The sequence below is a fragment of the Candidatus Izemoplasma sp. genome (assembly GCA_036172455.1).
GTDB lineage: Bacteria > Bacillota_I > Bacilli_A > Izemoplasmatales > Izemoplasmataceae > JAIPGF01.
Map to the genome: position 1 here is coordinate 492,835 of JAXKVY010000001.1, position 19,443 is coordinate 512,277.

General features: G+C 34.5%; 17 protein-coding genes and 1 riboswitch. Of the genes, 14 read left to right on the forward strand and 3 right to left on the reverse strand.

The window, feature by feature from the left end:
- The first annotated feature begins 34 nt into the window (after positions 1-34).
- The 13 genes from UMR38_02315 to UMR38_02375 all read left to right on the forward strand — a co-directional run bounded on the left by UMR38_02315 (position 35) and on the right by UMR38_02375 (position 13,429).
- Positions 35-394, forward strand: coding sequence for a PadR family transcriptional regulator (locus UMR38_02315; GenBank protein MEC9484694.1), 360 nt, complete (start codon positions 35-37; stop codon positions 392-394).
- Positions 354-1,301: a DUF4097 family beta strand repeat-containing protein gene (locus UMR38_02320; protein MEC9484695.1), complete on the forward strand. Its 948-nt coding sequence runs from the start codon at positions 354-356 to the stop codon at positions 1,299-1,301. The genes UMR38_02315 and UMR38_02320 overlap by 41 nt, the downstream gene beginning before the upstream one ends.
- Positions 1,302-1,346: 45 nt before the next feature.
- The gene (locus tag UMR38_02325; protein ID MEC9484696.1) at positions 1,347-2,837 is read left to right on the forward strand and encodes a carboxypeptidase M32; all 1,491 of its coding nucleotides are present in this window, start codon (positions 1,347-1,349) and stop codon (positions 2,835-2,837) included.
- A 74-nt stretch (positions 2,838-2,911) separates the two neighbouring features.
- On the forward strand, positions 2,912-3,421 hold the full coding sequence (locus tag UMR38_02330; GenBank protein ID MEC9484697.1) for a flavin reductase family protein: 510 nt from the start codon (positions 2,912-2,914) through the stop codon (positions 3,419-3,421).
- Positions 3,422-3,426: 5 nt separating this feature from the next.
- Positions 3,427-4,281: a bifunctional methylenetetrahydrofolate dehydrogenase/methenyltetrahydrofolate cyclohydrolase FolD gene (folD, locus tag UMR38_02335; protein ID MEC9484698.1), complete on the forward strand. Its 855-nt coding sequence runs from the start codon at positions 3,427-3,429 to the stop codon at positions 4,279-4,281.
- The gene (gene purB / locus UMR38_02340) at positions 4,274-5,572 is read left to right on the forward strand and encodes an adenylosuccinate lyase (GenBank protein ID MEC9484699.1); all 1,299 of its coding nucleotides are present in this window, start codon (positions 4,274-4,276) and stop codon (positions 5,570-5,572) included. Before folD ends, purB begins: the two co-directional genes overlap by 8 nt.
- Positions 5,569-6,222, forward strand: coding sequence for a TIGR01906 family membrane protein (locus UMR38_02345; GenBank protein ID MEC9484700.1), 654 nt, complete (start codon positions 5,569-5,571; stop codon positions 6,220-6,222). The genes purB and UMR38_02345 overlap by 4 nt, the downstream gene beginning before the upstream one ends.
- 53 nt (positions 6,223-6,275) lie before the next feature.
- A riboswitch (purine riboswitch) is annotated at positions 6,276-6,377 on the forward strand.
- A 79-nt stretch (positions 6,378-6,456) separates the two neighbouring features.
- Complete coding sequence (locus UMR38_02350) at positions 6,457-7,887, forward strand: NCS2 family permease (GenBank protein MEC9484701.1); 1,431 nt, start codon at positions 6,457-6,459, stop codon at positions 7,885-7,887.
- A gap of 833 nt (positions 7,888-8,720) precedes the next feature.
- A complete protein-coding gene (gene pyrR / locus UMR38_02355; protein MEC9484702.1) occupies positions 8,721-9,233 on the forward strand; it encodes a bifunctional pyr operon transcriptional regulator/uracil phosphoribosyltransferase PyrR in 513 nt (170 codons plus the stop codon).
- On the forward strand, positions 9,230-10,471 hold the full coding sequence (glyA, locus tag UMR38_02360; protein ID MEC9484703.1) for a serine hydroxymethyltransferase: 1,242 nt from the start codon (positions 9,230-9,232) through the stop codon (positions 10,469-10,471). The genes pyrR and glyA overlap by 4 nt, the downstream gene beginning before the upstream one ends.
- Positions 10,472-10,512: 41 nt before the next feature.
- The gene (locus tag UMR38_02365; protein MEC9484704.1) at positions 10,513-11,070 is read left to right on the forward strand and encodes a hypothetical protein; all 558 of its coding nucleotides are present in this window, start codon (positions 10,513-10,515) and stop codon (positions 11,068-11,070) included.
- Between the two features lie 117 nt (positions 11,071-11,187).
- Positions 11,188-12,519 carry a type I glutamate--ammonia ligase gene (glnA, locus tag UMR38_02370; protein MEC9484705.1) on the forward strand — a complete coding sequence of 444 codons (1,332 nt, stop codon included), beginning with the start codon at positions 11,188-11,190 and terminating at the stop codon, positions 12,517-12,519.
- A 46-nt stretch (positions 12,520-12,565) separates the two neighbouring features.
- Positions 12,566-13,429: a PfkB family carbohydrate kinase gene (locus UMR38_02375; GenBank protein MEC9484706.1), complete on the forward strand. Its 864-nt coding sequence runs from the start codon at positions 12,566-12,568 to the stop codon at positions 13,427-13,429.
- A 24-nt stretch (positions 13,430-13,453) separates the two neighbouring features.
- On the opposite strand, the gene hslO is transcribed toward UMR38_02375, so the two are convergent.
- Positions 13,454-14,329 carry an Hsp33 family molecular chaperone HslO gene (hslO, locus tag UMR38_02380; protein ID MEC9484707.1) on the reverse strand — a complete coding sequence of 292 codons (876 nt, stop codon included), beginning with the start codon at positions 14,327-14,329 and terminating at the stop codon, positions 13,454-13,456.
- 110 nt (positions 14,330-14,439) lie between these two features.
- Here hslO and dusB point away from each other — a divergent pair, with 110 nt between their 5' ends.
- Positions 14,440-15,417, forward strand: coding sequence for a tRNA dihydrouridine synthase DusB (gene dusB, locus UMR38_02385; protein MEC9484708.1), 978 nt, complete (start codon positions 14,440-14,442; stop codon positions 15,415-15,417).
- On the opposite strand, the gene hflX is transcribed toward dusB, so the two are convergent.
- Together hflX and UMR38_02395 are read right to left on the reverse strand one after the other, a co-directional pair.
- Positions 15,410-16,663: a GTPase HflX gene (hflX, locus tag UMR38_02390; GenBank protein ID MEC9484709.1), complete on the reverse strand. Its 1,254-nt coding sequence runs from the start codon at positions 16,661-16,663 to the stop codon at positions 15,410-15,412. The genes dusB and hflX overlap by 8 nt on opposite strands.
- A gap of 68 nt (positions 16,664-16,731) precedes the next feature.
- Positions 16,732-19,263, reverse strand: a complete 2,532-nt coding sequence (locus tag UMR38_02395) for a vitamin B12-dependent ribonucleotide reductase (GenBank protein ID MEC9484710.1) — start codon at positions 19,261-19,263, stop codon at positions 16,732-16,734.
- Positions 19,264-19,443: the final 180 nt, after the last annotated feature.

Sequence of the window (19,443 nt, forward strand, 5' to 3'; positions counted from 1 at the left end):
CAGTACTGTGTTATGATTAACTTGAGGTGATTATATGAATGCACAATTTAAACGAGGTATTTTAGAATTATGTGTATTAAAAGAGTTGATGGCAAAAGACATGTATGGATATGAAATCATTAGCGAAATATCGAAACACTTAGATGTTAATGAAAACACTATTTATCCAATTTTAAGACGTTTAACAAAAGAGGAATATTTTGAGACATATCTTAAAGAGTCTGATAAAGGAGCGGCAAGAAAATACTATAAAGTCACTAAAAAGGGCTATAATCACTATGTTAAGTTACGAGATGATTGGGATGCATTTATTGGTGGCGTATATGAGATTCTAAATAAAGGAGGAAAAGAAGATGAAAAATTATTTGAAAGGTTTAAAAGAAGAAATGTTTAAAGAAGGTCTTAAAGATGAGGTTATTAATGAGGTAATCAAAGATCATGAAGAGATGATTGAAGCTGCTCTAGAAGAAGGATTAGATGAAACGGCATTAGAGGAAAAATTTGGTAATCCAAAGGATATCGCACAAGCCATCAGTGCCGATACTACTGAGGAGGAATCTTATGACGATGAACAGGGATATCGCTTGTTAGAGACCTATGCGATAAATGGTGATGACATTGATATCGAAGTGAAATTATTAAATGAGAGCCTAGAAGTTACCCAAGGGAAAGGGACGGGGATTGAAGTTTATGTAAGAGAAATGCCAAATATTTCGGAATATGATATTGGGTGTGATGGAGAAACATTCACTATAAAACGGAAAAATAGTTTCTTCATATCATTTAGAAAGAAACATTCGGCAAAGTTCCGTGTGTTATTGCCAGCCGACTTAGTAATTGATGCTGCAGATATTAATATTACTAATGGTAAAGTTTCATTAAAGAAATTACAGTCTAACAATTTAAAATTAAAGACTGTTAATGGAAATATTAGTTTAAAATATATGACAGATAATCATCATCACCTCACAACCGTCAATGGCAAGATTAAGCTAAGTAATATTACAGCTAAAAAAACATTTGTTTCACAAGTAAGTGGAAGCACGAAGATGAAACATGTTACAGTCGAAAAGGATATTCACGTGCGATCTGTAAGTGGTGATGTTGATTTAAAAGATGTTACGGCTAAAGATGTGGAATATCACTCTGTGAGTGGAAGCTTAAAAGGAAAAGAAGTTTACCCTGAAAACATCAGTTTGCGAAGTGTTAGTGGAGATATATATATCAAAAACACTGATAAAGATCATGATGTAAATATTAAGAGTAAGAAGTCTGTCTCGGGGAATATTACATTTGAGTAAACTATCATAAGAAACTATGATATAATTTAAGGAAGGAGTGATTATATGGAACTTTACGAACAGTTTCAAACAATGGTTAAGAAACGAAAAGCGTATCAGTATGTTTTGAATGTTGTTGGTTGGGATTCTAACACGGAAGCACCAGATAAGGCATTCAGTCAACGCCCTGACATGCTAGGAATTATCAATCAAGAGCTTTTTCAGATGCAGACATCAGATACTTATCAAGATGTGGTAAATGGTTTATATGCTAAATTAGATGATTTAACGGACTTGCAGCAAAGAGAAATTAAAAAGGCAAAAAAAGCATTAGATAAGATTGTAAAAATTCCTGAAGATGAGTTTGTTGAATATGGTAAACTTATCCAATTGTCGCAAAAGAAATGGGAGCATGCCAAAGAAAATAATGATTGGGACGGGTTTAAAGATAATCTTGCCAAGATTATTGATTTCAATCGTCGCTTTGTCGATTACTACGGTTTTGATATGTTACCATACAATGTGCTATTAGATGAATATGAAGAAGGATGGACAATGAACGACTTTGACAATTTCTTCGAGGTATTAAAGACTGAACTAGTTCCCTTTGTAAAAGAAGTTTTAAATAGTGGTAAATCCCTTCATAAGGACTTTATTGATATGTCGTATGACACAGATAAACAAAAGGATTTTTGTGAATATTTAATGGATGTCTTCGCGTTTGATCAAAGCCGTGGACTTATGAAAGAAAGCGTTCATCCATTTACATGGAATACGCATCCAAGTGATGTTAGATTTACAACACGCTATCTTGAAAATTATGTATTTTCAAGTATTTTTGCTGCGATTCATGAAATTGGCCATGCAACATATGAACAACAAGTTGATGAAAAATGGAACGATACCCTTTTAAGTGGTGGAACATCAATGGGGATTCATGAAAGTCAATCACGTTTCTATGAAAATATTATAGGTCGTAGTAAAGCTTTTTGGGAAAAACATTTAACGTCTTTAAAAAGCCGTTTCCCAAAACAATTGAAAGATGTTACAGTAGATGATTTTTATGAAGCAATTAATAAAGTTGAGGCATCACACATCCGCGTAGAAGCTGATGAACTTACTTATCCACTACATATCATGTTACGCTATGAGATTGAAAAGAAATTATTTTCACGAGAACTTGAAGTAGATGCATTACCGCAAGTATGGAATCAGAAAATGAAAGAATACCTTGGCATAACACCTAAAGACGACAGTGAAGGGGTGTTACAAGATGTTCATTGGAGTGCTGGTCTATTAGGGTATTTCCCAACCTATGCTCTAGGGAGCGCTTATGCAGCTCAATTTTATTATAAAATGGCAGAAGACTTAGATATTGATGAGTTAATAAAGAATGATAAGATTAATGTAATAAATGATTGGTTTAAAGAGAAAATTCATCAATATGGTTCTAGTAAATCACCAAAAGAGTTATTAGAAGATGTCACAGGAGAGACGTTTAATCCAATGTACTATGTAAGATTCTTAAAAGATAAATATCAAGAACTGTACTTATAAGATAATCCACGTGGATTATCTTTTTTTTGAGAAAAACGAGATAATGATGTTATAATACGTTTGGAGGCGATATAATGATTAAGGACATTAGCTATCATGACCAGCTTAAAACAAGTTTTGATCAATTAGATAAAGCAGCTTTTTTAACAACTAAGGTCGGTGACAAAGTAAATACAATGACGATTGCTTGGGGTGGAATATCCCTTGTTTGGCATAAAAAAGTCTTTGTTGTGTTTGTCCGTTATACACGAGATACTTACGATATGTTAGAACATTCAGATGCATTTACAGTAAGCATACCCAAAAGCGATACATTAAAAGAGGAATGGGTTTATTGTGGACGGCATTCAGGAAGAGATGTGGATAAAATTACAGAATGTAATCTTACTTTATTACCAGGAAGGCAAGTAAATGTACCGGTTATAAAAGAGTGTGAAACACATTATGAATGTAAGATTATTTATAAACAAGCGATGGAACCGAGTAACATTCCTGATGATGTTAAAGATAGATTTTATAAAAAGCATGATTATCACGTAATGTATTTTGGTGAAATATTGGATTCATATCAAACTAAGGAGTGATCGTAATGGCAGAAATTATAAGTGGTAAAACCTTATCAAAGGCAATTAGAAGTGAAGTTAAAAAAGATGTTACATCTGCAATTGAAAAGTATGGGAAAACGCCTCATTTAGTAGTTGTTCTTGTTGGAGATGATCCTGCAAGTCAGAGTTACGTAAGAGCAAAAAAACGTGCCTGTGAAAAAGCGGGTATTCGTTCCACAACAATTTTAAAGTCAGAAACGATTACTGAAGAAGACCTCTTAAATATTGTAAGTGACTTGAACAATGATGAGGATGTTCATGGTATTTTGGTTCAATTACCATTACCGGATCATATTAACGAAGATACTATTATTGATGCTATTGACATAAGAAAGGATGTTGATGGCTTTCATCCATTAAATATTGCATATTTGCACCTTGGAAGAGATGCCATAGTTCCTGCAACCCCTAAAGGAATTTTGACGATGTTAAAAAGTGTTGATCTCGAGATAGAAGGGAAAGATGTCTTAGTTATTGGCCGTAGCAACATAGTGGGAAAACCCGTATCTGCGCTCTTAACGAGACATAATGCAACAGTTACATTAGCACATAGTAGAACTAAAAATCTAAAGATGAAATCACAGCGAGCAGATATTATTATTGCCGCAGTGGGACGACCTAAAATGGTAACGGCAGATATGGTTAAAGACGGAGCGGTTGTTATTGATGTGGGTGTTAACCGAGTTGATGGAAAACTTGTTGGGGATGTAGATTTTGATGCAATCTCTAAAAAAGCGAAATATATCACACCTGTCCCTGGTGGCGTTGGACCTATGACAATAACCTCATTGCTACAAAATACACTCATTTGTTATGAAAGGATTATGAAGAATGATTGATCGTTACAGTAAAGAAGAGATGCGAGACATTTTCTCTAAACAATCAAAGTATGATGCTTGGTTAAAGGTGGAAATCGCTACATTAAGGGCTTTTTCTAAACTTGGCGTTATTCCTTTTAAAGACGTGAACAAGATAGAGGACAAAGCAAAATTTACTATTGATCGTATAGAAGAGATTGAACAAGAAACGAGACACGACGTAGTGGCATTTACTAGAACTGTTTCGGAAAGCTTAGGCGATGAAAAAAAATGGGTGCACTATGGTTTAACCAGCACAGATGTTGTAGATACTGCAAACGGTATTATTTATAAACGCGCGAATGATATTTTATTTGATGATTTACTAAAACTCAAAGAAGTTCTGAGAACACAGGCACTGAAATATAAGAATACACCATGTATGGGAAGAACGCATGGGATTCATGCTGAGATTACAAGCTTTGGATTAAAATGGGCACTTTGGTATGATGAACTTAACCGCAATATTAAGCGATTTACCACTGCTAGAAAAGATGTTGAATGTGGGAAGATTAGTGGTGCAGTAGGGAACTTTGCCAATACACCACCAACCGTACAAGATGATGTTTGCGAGCAATTAGGACTTGAGAGTGCCTCAATTTCTACACAAACATTGCAAAGAGATCGTCATGCACATTATGGATCAGTCTTAACTCTAATTGGATCAACGATAGAGAAAATAGCATTAGAAATTAGACATTTACAACGAACAGAGGTTAGAGAAGTAGAAGAGTACTTTAGAAAAGGACAAAAAGGATCTAGTGCTATGCCTCATAAACGTAACCCCATTGCCTCAGAAAATATCACAGGCTGTGCAAGAATGTTAAGAGGATATATGGTGACACTTTTTGAAGACATTCCTCTTTGGCATGAACGGGATATTTCTCATAGCTCTGTTGAACGAGTTGTGTTACCAGATGCGATTATGTTACTTGATTATATGTTAAAACGTTATATGAAGGTACTAGAAACATTAACTGTCTTTGAAGGACGTATGAAAGAAAATATCTATTTAACCAATGGCGTAATATTCTCACAACGTGTTATGACACAATTGATAGAAGGTGGGTTATCGCGTGAGGAAGCCTATGATCTAGTTCAACCACTTGCCATGAAGGCGTTTAATCATAATAAAGATTTCATTCAATTAATTAAAGATAATCGTGAAATTAATAAAGTATTATCACAAAAGGCGATTCAAGAATCTTTTGATATAAATTACTTTTTGAAAAATGTAGATAGGATTTATCAACGAGTTGGTATTTCAGAATGAAGATAATAAGAGATTTGTCAAAGGGGATACTGTTTATCACCATCCCCTTTATCTTAGTGATTATTAATGCTAATATATTAACCACAACACCATATTTGAACCTTTCTAAAGGGATATATGACTCCCATGATGACATATATTATAATCATGATTACGCAATCGAACGCATTATTGGATATTTAAATTACCGGTATGATGATTTATACTTTGGGATTGATGCTGAAGATGACAATGTTATAATGCGGGATATTGAAATTAGACATATGGTAGACGTAAAGAATGTGTATACAGGCTTAAGATTAGCAGCATTAGGTAGTTTTATTCTAATGACAGGCTCATTGATGTTCCTTTACAAAAATAAGAAAAATGAGATCATAAATACACTTGATAAAATGTGGATAGGCCCATTATTTTTTATTCTTTTTGTAGGTGGATATATAGTTATTGATTTTGACACTGCATTTACTGTATTCCATAAATTATTTTTTACTAATAATGACTGGATATTGCGATCAGATGATGTATTGATATTATTATTACCAACCACGTTTTGGATGGTGAGTGGAATTATAATACTAATAGGATTGATATTGGAGCTATTCGGAATATATTGGTTAAATAACAAATTTCTAAAGAAACGCTTACAATAGCGTTTTTCTTTTGAAAACGCTTGCAATCTATTGTATTCGTTTATGGGATTTGGTACTATAAAATCAGTTGGTATCATATATGATCGAAAATAAGGTTCGATTGTCTCTACCCTACAGCCGTAAACAGTAGGACTATGATGCAAGAAAAGCGATAAAAACAATTTGGAGATAATTCTCTTTTTTGATTTTTGTGTGGTACTGACTACAAAAAAATTAAAATGGAGGATTTTTTTAATGGAGTTTATTAAGGACTTTTTCAAGTTTGATGAGCGCGGTACAGACTTAAGTACTGAAATCATCGCAGGGATCACAACATTTTTAGCAATGGCGTACATTTTACCTGTTAACAGTACAATGTTAAGTGCGACAGGTATTCCATTTGCAGGTGTTTTCTTTGCTACTGCTGTAGCTGCCGCAATTGCATCAATTTTGATGGGAATTTTGGCAAATATACCAGTGGCTTTAGCGCCAGGTATGGGACTTAATGCTTTTTTCACTTATACTTTAGTTTATGGTGCTGCAGGACTATCTTGGCAAGCAGCATTAGCAGCCGTATTAGTGTCAGGGGTATTGTTCTTTATCATCTCAATTTCAGGACTACGTAAAATGGTAATCAATGCGATTCCGACAGGATTAAAGTATGCTGTTGGGGCAGGAATTGGATTCTTTATCACCTTTATCGGTTTACAAGGTGCAGGAATCATCGTTGGTGGACCAACATTAGTTGAACTTGGTGATTTATCTCATCCAACTGTTCTTCTTGGTATTTTTGGTATCTTCTTGGTTATTATTTTACATGCAATGGGTAACCGATTCGCATTAATTCTTTCAATTTTTGTTACAGCTATTGTAGGATTATTGCTTGGATTAATATTCCCAGATGCATTTACAACAGTTGCACAGTTTTCAACAGGTGAAGAAGTTGATCTATTATTAATGCCTTCTTATAAAGCTGAAGGTCTTGAGGGATTATGGGTTGGTATTAAAGGAACTGTTGGACAAGCCTTCACTGGATTCGGTGAATTATTTAGAAATCCTGGTGTTTTTGGCATTATTTTCACATTATTATTTGTTGATTTCTTCGATACAGCCGGAACATTGATGGCAGTTGGTAATGAAGCAGGATTAGTCGATGAAAATGGTGAATTAATTGGTTCGGAAAATGCCTTATTAGTTGATTCAATTGGGACAATGACAGGTGCTGTCTTAGGGACAAGTAATGTCACTTCTTATATTGAAAGTGCAACAGGTATTGAACAAGGTGGCCGTAGCGGACTAAGTAGTATTGTTGTCGGCGTATTGTTCTTACTTTCACTTTTAATCTACCCGTTACTAAGCGTTGTAAATGGTGTCGCAGTTGGTATTGATTCATTTGATGGATTCATTGTGTATTCACCAGTTACTGCGATGGCACTGGTTTTAGTTGGTGCTTTAATGGTAAGACAATTTAAAGATATTGATTGGTCAGATAAAGCTATCGTAATCCCATCTTTCTTAACTGTTATCTTTATGATATTAACCTACAGTATTGCACAAGGAATTGCGGTTGGATTTATTTTCTACCCTATTATCATGTTAGCTCAAAAACGTTATAAGGAAGTAAATCCTGTTATGTATGTGTTAGGATTACTCTTCTTACTTAATTTTGTTATTACGGCAATCTAGTTAATATATAACCCTTTTAAGGAAAAAGGAACATCAACTCAGAGTGATGTTCCTTTTCTTAATGGGTAATAGGACTTGCCCACCACAGGTTATTTTATCGCATGATGAACAATGAAGAAGGGCGTTAGATTGCTTATAAAAGCGCTCAGAATGTTTCCAGTGTAAAACTTCCCATTGAATAAAAATTAATAGTGCAATAATAAGTACTGTTATAGTAAAAATATTCGGTATAAAAATAAGAATGCTAAATTTCATGAGACGATCCCAATTACTTATTCGACAACTATTACAGCAGCTACTTTTGAGAAATAATGAACTGAATGGACACCATATCATTATACAAAAATAGTCCGCAAAATTGATGGCAAAAAAAAAATATACAAGTGTTTATTAGTGAACCAATCATATGATATAAAAAGCGCACCAATTAGGCCTATAACACTAAAGTATAAGACAAAAATTAATAATGCTTTTTTATTTGTGTTTTGTTGGATTTCTGTGAGATGATTATGTTTAAAGTATGGAGATGTCTTATAGTGTTTTTCAACATTTTTTTAGAATAGATATCCGTGTTGTACTTAGGAATAAGAACGCTTAATGAATCAAAAATAAAGTAGAGAAAAAACAATGGAAACATGAATGGCTCTATTAATTCAAATGTACTAGGATACAAAAATAATAGTAGTAATGCATTGATCAGTAGAACAAATGATAAGGCAAATTTAAATATTAGCTTATTCATACAATCACCATTACTATTATATAACGCAAAGAAAAGGTTTACAACACAAGAATAATTTAATACAATGTGTGTATGGAGTAGGTGATTTATGATGAAAAAATTAATAGATGACGTAACAATGAACCGTACATTACGTCGTATTACGCATGAAATAATTGAACAAAATGCGCAGTTAGAACAAATAGTATTAGTCGGTATTAAGAAAAAGGGATATCCCTTAGCTAAAATGATATCTGAAAATATTAAAAAGTTTGAAAGTGTCGATATTCTGGTTTATGGATTAGATGTATCGCCTTATCGAGATGATGATAAAAAACAAGAAATTAGTATTGATCACTTTCCTGTTCAAGATAAAGTCGTTATTTTAGTTGATGATGTTTTACAAACAGGACGAACAGTCCGCGCCGCAATGGATGCAATCATTGATTTTGGACGACCACATAAAATTCAATTCGCAGTACTTGTAGATCGTGGTCATCGAGAATTACCTATCAGACCAGATTATATCGGGAAGAACATCCCCACTAGTTCAGATGAGGTTGTTAAGGTTCAGTTTGAGACAGAACCTGGCATATATATTTTGAGTAAAGGAGAAGTTGAATGAGTTACTTAGAGAAGCAAGACAAAGAGCTTTATGATGCGATTTCCAAAGAAAAAAAACGACAACAGTCACATATTGAGTTGATTGCTAGTGAGAATTTTGTCAGTAATGCGGTATTAGAGGCACAAGGAAGTGTTCTTACAAACAAGTATGCTGAAGGATATCCTGGTCGTCGTTACTATGGTGGATGTGAATATGTAGATATTGCTGAGAATCTAGCACGCGATAGAGTGAAAAAACTCTTTAATGTTAAATATGCTAATGTTCAAGCCCATAGTGGTTCTACAGCGAATATGGGGGCTTATAGAGCACTATTAAAGCACGGCGACAAAGTTCTAGGCATGAGTTTAGATCATGGTGGACATTTAACACATGGACACCCTCTTAACTTTAGCGGGATTGATTATGAATTTATTAGTTATGGTGTAGATCCGAAAACAGAAAGACTTGATTATGATGCATTAGAAAATATTGCCTTAGAACACAAGCCAACATTGATTGTTGCAGGGGCAAGCGCTTATTCAAGAGAAATTGACTTTAAGCGAATCCGTGCAATAGCAGATAAAATTGATGCCTTATTTATGGTTGATATGGCACATATTGCAGGGCTCGTAGCCGCGGGATTACATCAAAACCCATGTGATTATGCAGATGTTGTTACTTCTACAACACATAAAACATTAAGAGGGCCACGTGGCGGAATAATTCTCACCAATAATTTTGACTTATATAAGAAGATCAACCGTGTTGTTTTCCCTGGTATTCAAGGAGGACCGTTAATGCATGTCATTGCAGCAAAAGCTGCAGCTTTCGAAGAAGCGTTATCCGATGACTTTAAAGAATACCAAAAGCAGGTTGTTAAAAATGCAAAAGCATTAGCCCAAGCATTAAAAGACTTTGGCTTTCATATTGTATCAGGAGGAACAGATAACCACTTAATGTTAGTGGAAGTTAAATCCCTTACCGGATTAACTGGGAAAGATGCAGAAAAATTATTGGATGAAGTGAATATCACATGTAACAAAAACACCGTTCCTAACGATGAAGAAAAGCCTTTTATAACTAGTGGGATACGCCTTGGTTCACCGGCAATCACAACTAGAGGATTTAAACAAAAAGATATGGTTATTATCGCCGAATGCATTTATAATGCACTAATGAACCATGAAAATAAAGAAGTATTAAAAGATGTTAAAGAAACTGTAAAAACACTAACAGATAACTATCCACTACACTATTAAAAGTAATAGCTCATAATACGCAATCACAAAGGGGTGATCTTATGCGTTTAGCAATTTACAATAGTAAAGGTCCGGCCTTTCAAAAAATAGTACGTTTTCTGCGCCAAAAAGGATATAAAATCAACATTATAAAACAAGTGACTAGCCATACAATCAAAAATCATGAGATACTTATCTTTCATGAAGAACTACAAATACCTAACTTAATTAAAGTCATTGAGCAAATTGTTCTTGAGCAATCAATTCTGGTTTTATATGCACACGAAGGGAAAACATTGCATCGCTTTTATAATGTACAACATCATCCATTTTTTATCGATATCAATATTAAGTCATTACATATTGAATGGGACTACAAAGTAGTCTTGGCGATGAAATATATTAAAACATTGATGCAGAATTATCAAGAAATTGATAATATAAAATCTGAATTAAGCGCATTAAAAATGGAAGTTAAAGCGAAACGATTCCTTATGAATAAAGGTTTAAGTGAAGCGGAATCCCATCGTTTTATTCAACGTAAGGCAATGCAATTAAGAAAAAGCAAAAAAGACGTTGTAAACCTTATCATTGAAAATGAGATTGACTTCACTAACTAAGTTGTTATAATAAAGTTAGGACAAAGGCGTCCCTAATAAGACAAATAATAAAATACAATGGTGTCGCACTCTAATGGAGTGTTTTTGACACCATTTTTTATTGAAAAGGAGAGAAAAATGACGAAAGAACAAATTTTAAAAGACGCAGAAGAAATGAATGTGAAGTATGTTCGTTTATGCTTTACTGACATTAATGGGGTTTTAAAGAATGTTGAAATCCCAGCCCCTAAATTAGAAGAAGCATTGGACAACGAGGTTATGTTCGATGGATCTTCAATCGATGGCTTCGCTCGTATTCAAGAGGCAGATATGTACCTATATCCGGATTACTCTACATGGACAATTTCAACATGGGAAACAACGACCTATGGTACTGTCGCAATGATTTTTTGTGATATTTATTTACCAGATGGAACACCATTTGAAGGTGATCCTAGACAAATATTAAAACGTAATCTGAATCAGATGAAAGACCTTGGGTTTTCACGTTTTAATATTGGTGTAGAACCAGAATTTTTCTTATTTAAATTAGATGAGAATGGTGATCCTACACTTCGTTTTAACGATAATGGAGGATATTTTGATTTAGCACCAGTGGATGGTGCAGAAGATTGTCGCCGAGACATTGTATTAGAACTTGAAAAAATTGGTTTCAGTATGGAAGCATCGCACCATGAAGTTGCGCCAGGGCAACACGAGATTAATTTTGAATTTGAAAATGCACTACAGGCTTCTGATTCATTACAACTATTCAAATTAATTGTTAAGAATGTCGCTAAGAGACATGGGTTACATGCAACATTTATGCCAAAACCAATTGCGAGTATTAATGGATCAGGAATGCATACAAACTGTTCACTTACAGACAAAGACGGAAACAATGCCTTCTATGATAAAGATAAAAATTTACAGTTAAGTGATACAGCAAGACATTGGATCGCTGGAATTATTAAACATGCAAGAGGCTTTACAGCCTTAACAAATCCAACGGTTAACTCGTATAAACGCTTAGTCCCAGGATATGAAGCACCATGTTATATTTCGTGGAGTGACGCTAATAGAAGTGCTATGATTCGTATCCCTGCAAAACGTGGAAAAGCAACGAGAACAGAAATTAGAAGTGTTGATCCGGCTGCTAATCCTTATTTAGCATTCAGTGTTATCCTTGCAAGTGGCCTTGACGGTATTAAAAATAAATTAAAAGCGGTGGATCCCGTATATATTAACTTATATGACCTAACACGTATAGAAAGAGAAGAACAAGGGATCAAAAACTTACCAGAAAATCTAAAAGACGCCTTAAAAGCTTTAAAAAGTGATGAACTCATTCAAAAAGCACTTGGTAAGCATGTTACAGATCGATTTATTTTTGAAAAACAACTTGAATGGGATGACTTTAGATTAAGTGTTACTGAATGGGAGATTAAAAAATACTTACGTGTTTTCTAAATTTCGTGTAAACTATAAATAAGAGATTACATGAAGAGGTGACACTATGAATATTGTTGTCATAGGTGGTATTAGCTATGATACCATCATTGATGTAGATGAATTGGTTATCAATAGCCAAGACCAAAGCATATTCGCTAAAGATAAACGTCATAGTATCGGTGGTACAGGCGCTGGGAAAGCTTTTACCTTAGGCGCTTTAGGATATTTTCCTAAATTTATTACAACAATTGGTAGGGATGATGAAGCTAAGCATATTAAAGAAAGTTTAAAAGAGAGAGAGTTAGATATTTCTTATTGTATTGCTGATCAAACAACTAGCCATACAAATATAATGTATGGCGATGGACATCGATTAAGTATATTTACTCAAATCCCTACAAAAAGTCAAATACAGTACAAAGATCATAAGGATGATATTAAGAATGCAGATTTAATCTTTCTAAATATTGATCCATTTGCACAATATTATTTTAAAGATATTGAACAGTCTAAAGCTAAAATCGTTGTTGATATTCATGATTATGATGAAGGAAACGTCTATCATGAGCCATTTATCAAACTTTCAAATATTTTGATTGGAAATGCTGTAAATATACCTAATCATATGCAATTTTTACATACACATGTCAATAAGGGTAAAGAGTTAGTTGTTCTAACAAAGGGAAAAGATGGGTATATTGCAATGGATAAAAATAAGCAAATTTACAAATCTAAAGCTATTCAGTTAGCATCTATTAAAGATACAAACGGCGCAGGTGATGCGTTTGCTGTAGGTCTTAGTCTTTGTTTGCTAGAGACATCAGATATAAAAAAAGCGCTCGATTACGCTAATATTTGTGGTGCAATTGCATGTAAAAGTAGTGATTTATTTCCAAAAAATATAAATCCGGATGACTTTACAATTTAATAAGAAAACCAGTAGATGGCTTATCTACTGGTTTTTAGTTTCTTTGATTAATGTTTGAATCTCTTCTATACTAAAGGCATATTGTGTGTTGCAAAATTGACATGTTGTTTCAACTTCTTCGCCCTCATCATAAAGCGATTGGAGCTCTTTTTGTCCTAAAGATAATAAACCTTTTTCAAATTTCTCTTTAGAACATGGACACGAGTAAGTTAAATCTAAATTTTCTAACAATGTGAAATCTCCATTGGTCATTTTGTCAATGATTTCTTCTGGTGTTATATTATCTTGGATCATTTCACTCACAGGAGGGAGGTCTTTAATTTGTTTTTCAATCATACTGAGAGTTTCATCTGAAATCCCAGGCATGACTTGTAAGATAAAGCCACCGCTTGCTATTACTGAGTTATCCTCATCAACTAAAACACCTAAACCAACAGCACTTGGAATTTGCTCACTAGCGGTAAAATAATAGGCAAAATCTTCAGCTAACTCACCAGTTTGAATGGGTGCGCTGGAGGTGAATGGCTGTTTTATTTTTAAATCCTTTGTGACATGAATAAAGCCATTTCCCACTGCTTGACCAACATTTAATTTTCCGCTATTGTACTGAAGGAATACATGATTATTTTCAAGGTATCCACGAACCTCGCCTTTCGCATTAGCAACAGTTACCATATTACCAATTGGACCATCGCCTTCAATGCGTATGGTAAGTTCCTGTTCGCCCTTATACATTGCGCCCATTGTTACTGAGGCAGTAAGTAACCGACCAAATGCTGCGGCGCTAGTCGGCCATAAATCGTGTATTTTCTGTGCTTTATTGACAAGTTTTGTTGTTCTTACTGCATAGATTCTAACAGAATCATTAAAACCATATGCTTTCACTAAATAGTCTTTCATATTATCACCGTAAGTATTATATCATGTTTTTTGTAAAATCAAAGTCATTAACATTGCATTTAAATGTGTTATTATGTAAAATATAACTACTGTTTTAATGAGGTGAAAAAATGTTTAAAATAGATTACATAGACATAAAGAATAAAGTTGTTGTTGCTCCTATGGCAGGTGTTACAAATCACGCATATAGAACAATTATGAAAGAGTTTGGCGCAGGTCTCATTTATACTGAGATGGTGAGTGATAAAGCGTTAGTTTATGGCAATGAAAAAACATTCAAAATGCTTTTTATTGAAGATGATGAGAAGCCTGTCGCTATTCAGTTATTTGGATCAGACGTGAACACAATGGTAAAAGCAGCTAAAATTATTGAAAAACACGCAAACTGTGATATTTTAGATATTAATATGGGATGTCCGGTTAAAAAAGTTACTAAAACGGGGGCTGGGTCTAAGTTGATGACGACTCCAAAACTCGCCGAAGATATTGTACGAGGGATTGTTAATGCTATTACTTTGCCAGTCACAGTCAAAATAAGAAGTGGGTGGGATCATCATTCTATTAATGCTGTAGATATTGCAAAGCGATGTGAAAAGGCAGGCGCTAGTGCAATTGCTGTTCACGGAAGACCAAAGTCTCAATTATATCGTGGTAAAGCAGATTGGGATGTTATAAAAGCTGTTAAACAGGCAGTAAGTATTCCTGTTATAGGAAACGGTGATATTACATCACCTGAAGATGCTAAAGCTATGTTAGAATTAACTGGTTGTGATGCGATAATGATTGGCCGCGCCACACAAGGAAACCCGTGGATTATCAAACAAACAGTATCTTACTTATCTAATAATAATTATGTTAAAAACATTACTGATGAACAGAAAATAACGATGCTGCTTGAACACATGGACAGACTCATTGAATTAAAAGGTGAAAAGCTAGCAATGCTTGAAATGAGAACGCATGGGCCATGGTATATAAAAGGTATGAAAAACGCTACTTATATGAAACGGGAAATGGCTCAAATAAATGATAAAGAGAGTTTTATAAAGATGATAAAACAATATAAAAACGAATCAATGCTTAACTGATTCGTTTTTTTGTTATATAGGGTTCATACATACTAAATTGTTCTTGAGATAATTCCACATCTAGGTATGTACCATCATCATGATAGGTTTGTGTAATGATATGTGCTTCATCATTTAACTTTGAAACAATATCGCCATCTTCAAATGGGATTAACAATGAAACTTTTCGATAGTCTTTGAAGAGCTGTTCTTCTATGAATGATTTTACTCTTTGAATCCCTTTATCTTCTTTAAGAGACACCACAACATTTGGGAAAAAGTGTGTATTTAAGTCATTTTGCAATAAATCTGCTTTGTTATAAATGTATAATGTTGGGATGTCTAATACACCTATATCTTTTAGTGTTTTGTGGGTTGTGTCAATTTGCTGATCATGGTTAGGATTGCTTCCATCAACAACATGTATCAAGTAATCTGCTTCTGTGATTTCTTCAAGTGTAGACTTAAAGGCATCAACTAAACCATGAGGTAAGTGCGAAACAAAGCCAACGGTATCTGTTATAATATAGTTTTTATTTGATGCAGGTTCAATTTTACGAGTTGCTGTTTCTAATGTTGCAAAGAGCATATCTTTTGCAGTAACGTGCTTCTCTGAGGAAGAGTGGTGTTTGACTAAGGCATTCATTAATGTGCTTTTCCCAGCATTTGTATACCCTACAATCGCCGCCTTTAATATAGGTGCTTCTTGGCGTTTACGGCGTTGTATTTGACGTGACTGGACGACGCTTTTTAATTCTTTTTTAAGTTTTGTTCGCTCTTTTTCAATTTTACGTCGATCTGTTTCGAGTTTTTTCTCACCTGGTCCTCTTGAACCGATACCGCCTTGTTGTCGCTCTAAAGAAGGTCTTAATCCTTGTAATCTAGGTAACATATACTCTAATTGAGCAATTTCAACTTGAAGCATCGCTTCTTTCGTTTTCGCTCTTGTTGCAAAAATATCTAGAATAAGGAGTGTTCGATCAATCACTCGACAGTTTAGAATATCTTCTAAATTGCGAATTTGGGAGCCAGATAATTCATCATTAAATACACATATATCAGCATCCAGATTACCTACAAATGTAGCGATTTCCTGGGCCTTTCCTGTACCGATATATGTAGCTGGGTTAATAGATTTCAACGCTTGTGTAAATGTGTAAACAACTTCAAGGTTTCTTGCATGCGCTAAATTTTCTAATTCTTCCATATAGTAATCGATTAAACGGTCCTGTCTTATATCTGGACCGACTAATATTGCTTTTTGCATTGTATCAACTCCTGTAGCATAATGATAGCATTAAAAAAAAGAAAGCGCAACAGAGCGCTTTCTAAATATTATAACCCACATTTTAATTGAGCATTACAGTTGGTGCATGTATGACATCCACCCAGGTCTTCTACCGTTCCTTCAAGACATATTGGGCAGATATCTCCAACGTCTACCCCAATATTTCTATCTTGTCTATCCGCACGTAGGCCTTGTGTTTTTGTCTCTTTAGGTTCTTTTTTCTTCTCATCGACATCCACTCCTAGTTCGGCTATATCCACCTGTTTAGGGTGTGTTGTTTTTTCATCTTCATCTTTTGATAATGACAAGACTTGTGTGTCGCGAGAACCATCGACATATACGGTGCCACCTTTAGCACCACCGTTGTAGAGTCTCATGTAGACATCTTCTACTTCTTCTACAGAGTAGCCTTTAGGGGCATTAACCGTTTTAGAAATAGATGAATCTACCCAGTTCTGGATTGTACATTGAATATCAACATGCGCTTCTGGAGATAATTCCATTGCACTCACAAATGTTTCAGGTAGCGTTTCTTTTGTTAAGTCAGGATGTCTTTCTAGATACTCATTTACAATAGGTGCGTTAACTTCAATATATTTACCTAAACGACCACTTCTAAAGTACGTAAATGCGAAATATGGTTCGAGGCCTGTTGAGACGCCAACCATTGTACCTGTTGAACCAGTTGGTGCGATGGTTAATAGGTGCGAGTTACGGATACCATATTTAACAATATCGTCTTTAATGTCTTGAGGTAATTTTTTGATATATCCACTTTGAATAAATTGCTCTCTGTTACCTTTCTCATCTAAGAATGGGAAAGGTCCTTTTTTCTTAGCAATCTCAATTGAAGCACGATATGCAGTTGTTGCAATAAAATTGAATAACTTGTCAACTAAACGATTTCCCTCTTTTGATCCATAGCGTTTACCAGTCCAAATTAGTAAGTCATGAAGCCCCATAATACCAAGGCCTATACGCCGTTCACCTAGTGCTTGTTTTTTATTCTCTTCTAAGAAGTAATGCGTTTTATCAATGACATTATCTTGTAAAGAAATAGCGGTTTTAACAGTATTTTCTAATTGCCCCCATTTAATTTCTTTAGCTTCTTTATCAACCATATTAGCGAGATTGATTGCAGCTAAGTTACATACTGAATATGGTGCTAATGGCTGCTCTCCACAAGGGTTTGTAGATACAACTTTTTGATTATATCCTTTGGCATTAGTCATTTCATTCGCATTATCAATAAAGAAGATACCAGGTTCAGCTGAATAAGTTGCACAAATGTTAATTAAATTCCATAGTTCACGGGCTTTGAGGGTATGATAGTCTTTGATTGGATAGCCCATATTTTCCCATTCACGAACATCTCCGACTTCTCCCCATTTGTTATCATAAGCTTCTTTTAACTCATCATTATAATTGTCAATGTCAGGAAAGCGAAGTGTATAGTCTGTATCATTTTGAACAGCGTCCATAAATTGTTTAGTGATTGCAACACTGATGTTAGCACCACTTAGAAAATCGGGATCATTTACTTCGTAGTGCCCGCCTTTATTGATGCGTTCGAATGCAGTATCAACGATTTTCTTTGAAAAAACACCCGGATTAGTTTTGGATTGTTCTAAAATGTACTCGTTAATTTCAATTTCTGAATCTGTTAATGGAACAAATTTAAGTTTATTTTTAGCGGCATTAATAATTAGTGGGTCATCTAAAGTATCAATTAGAAATTGTAATATCTTTGGATTTTGCATTTTTGAAATAATGAATTGAACAATGTCTGGATGCCAATCGGCAAGCATAATCATCTGTGCCCCACGGCGTGATCCACCTTGTTCGACTAAGTGGGTTAATTGACTTAAATCGTTTAACCAACTAACAGCACCACTAGATTTCCCGTTTACGCCCTTGGCTAAAGCATTTTTAGGTCTAAGGGTACTTCCGTTTGTACCAACACCGCCACCACGACTCATAATTTCCATTACTTGTTTACGATGGTCACTAATGCCACCGCGAGAATCATCAATAAACGGCATTACAAAGCAGTTAAAGTAAGTTACATTAGTTTCGCTTCCAGCGCCAAATAAAACTCGTCCTGCAGGAACTAAATTTAGACTTGAAACTTCTTTATAATATTGTTCAATAACTTCTTGGCCTTCATTTTCGCCTAAATGATGGGCTAAGCGTTTTGCAATTTGTTCAAAATACAACTCAAGAGGCTTATCAATTTGGCGGATATTACGAATGATAATACCGTCTTTATCAGCATCCTCAGCATTAACAACATATTCTTTTTCAAGTTGAATATGAACTTTATGCCCATCTATAGTCTTTACATTACCGATACCTCTTGCGGGGAAATTAGGATCATCTTTGACGATTGTTACCACTAAATCGCCTTTTTTTAAGGTATTTAAAGCTAAATCCTTTTGTGTATAGCGATCAATCATAACCAATCTTGAAACCCCATCAAATGTCATATGCATATCATCAGTTATAGGAAAAAGATGGCTAAACCCATCTTTTATATCTTTATTTATTCGTTCAATTAGCGTTTTTTCATATGTTATCATTTCTATCGGCCCCTTTTGTATTTAAGTTGTATTTTTATTATATAATAAAGTTTACTAAAAAGATAGAGAATATATTTAGTGAATTGATGTGAAATCGCTTTAGTGTGCGACATCAAGTGCAATACTCTTGTTTAAAAAAATTTTACTATCAAGAATGAAAAATTTTCATGATTGAATGAA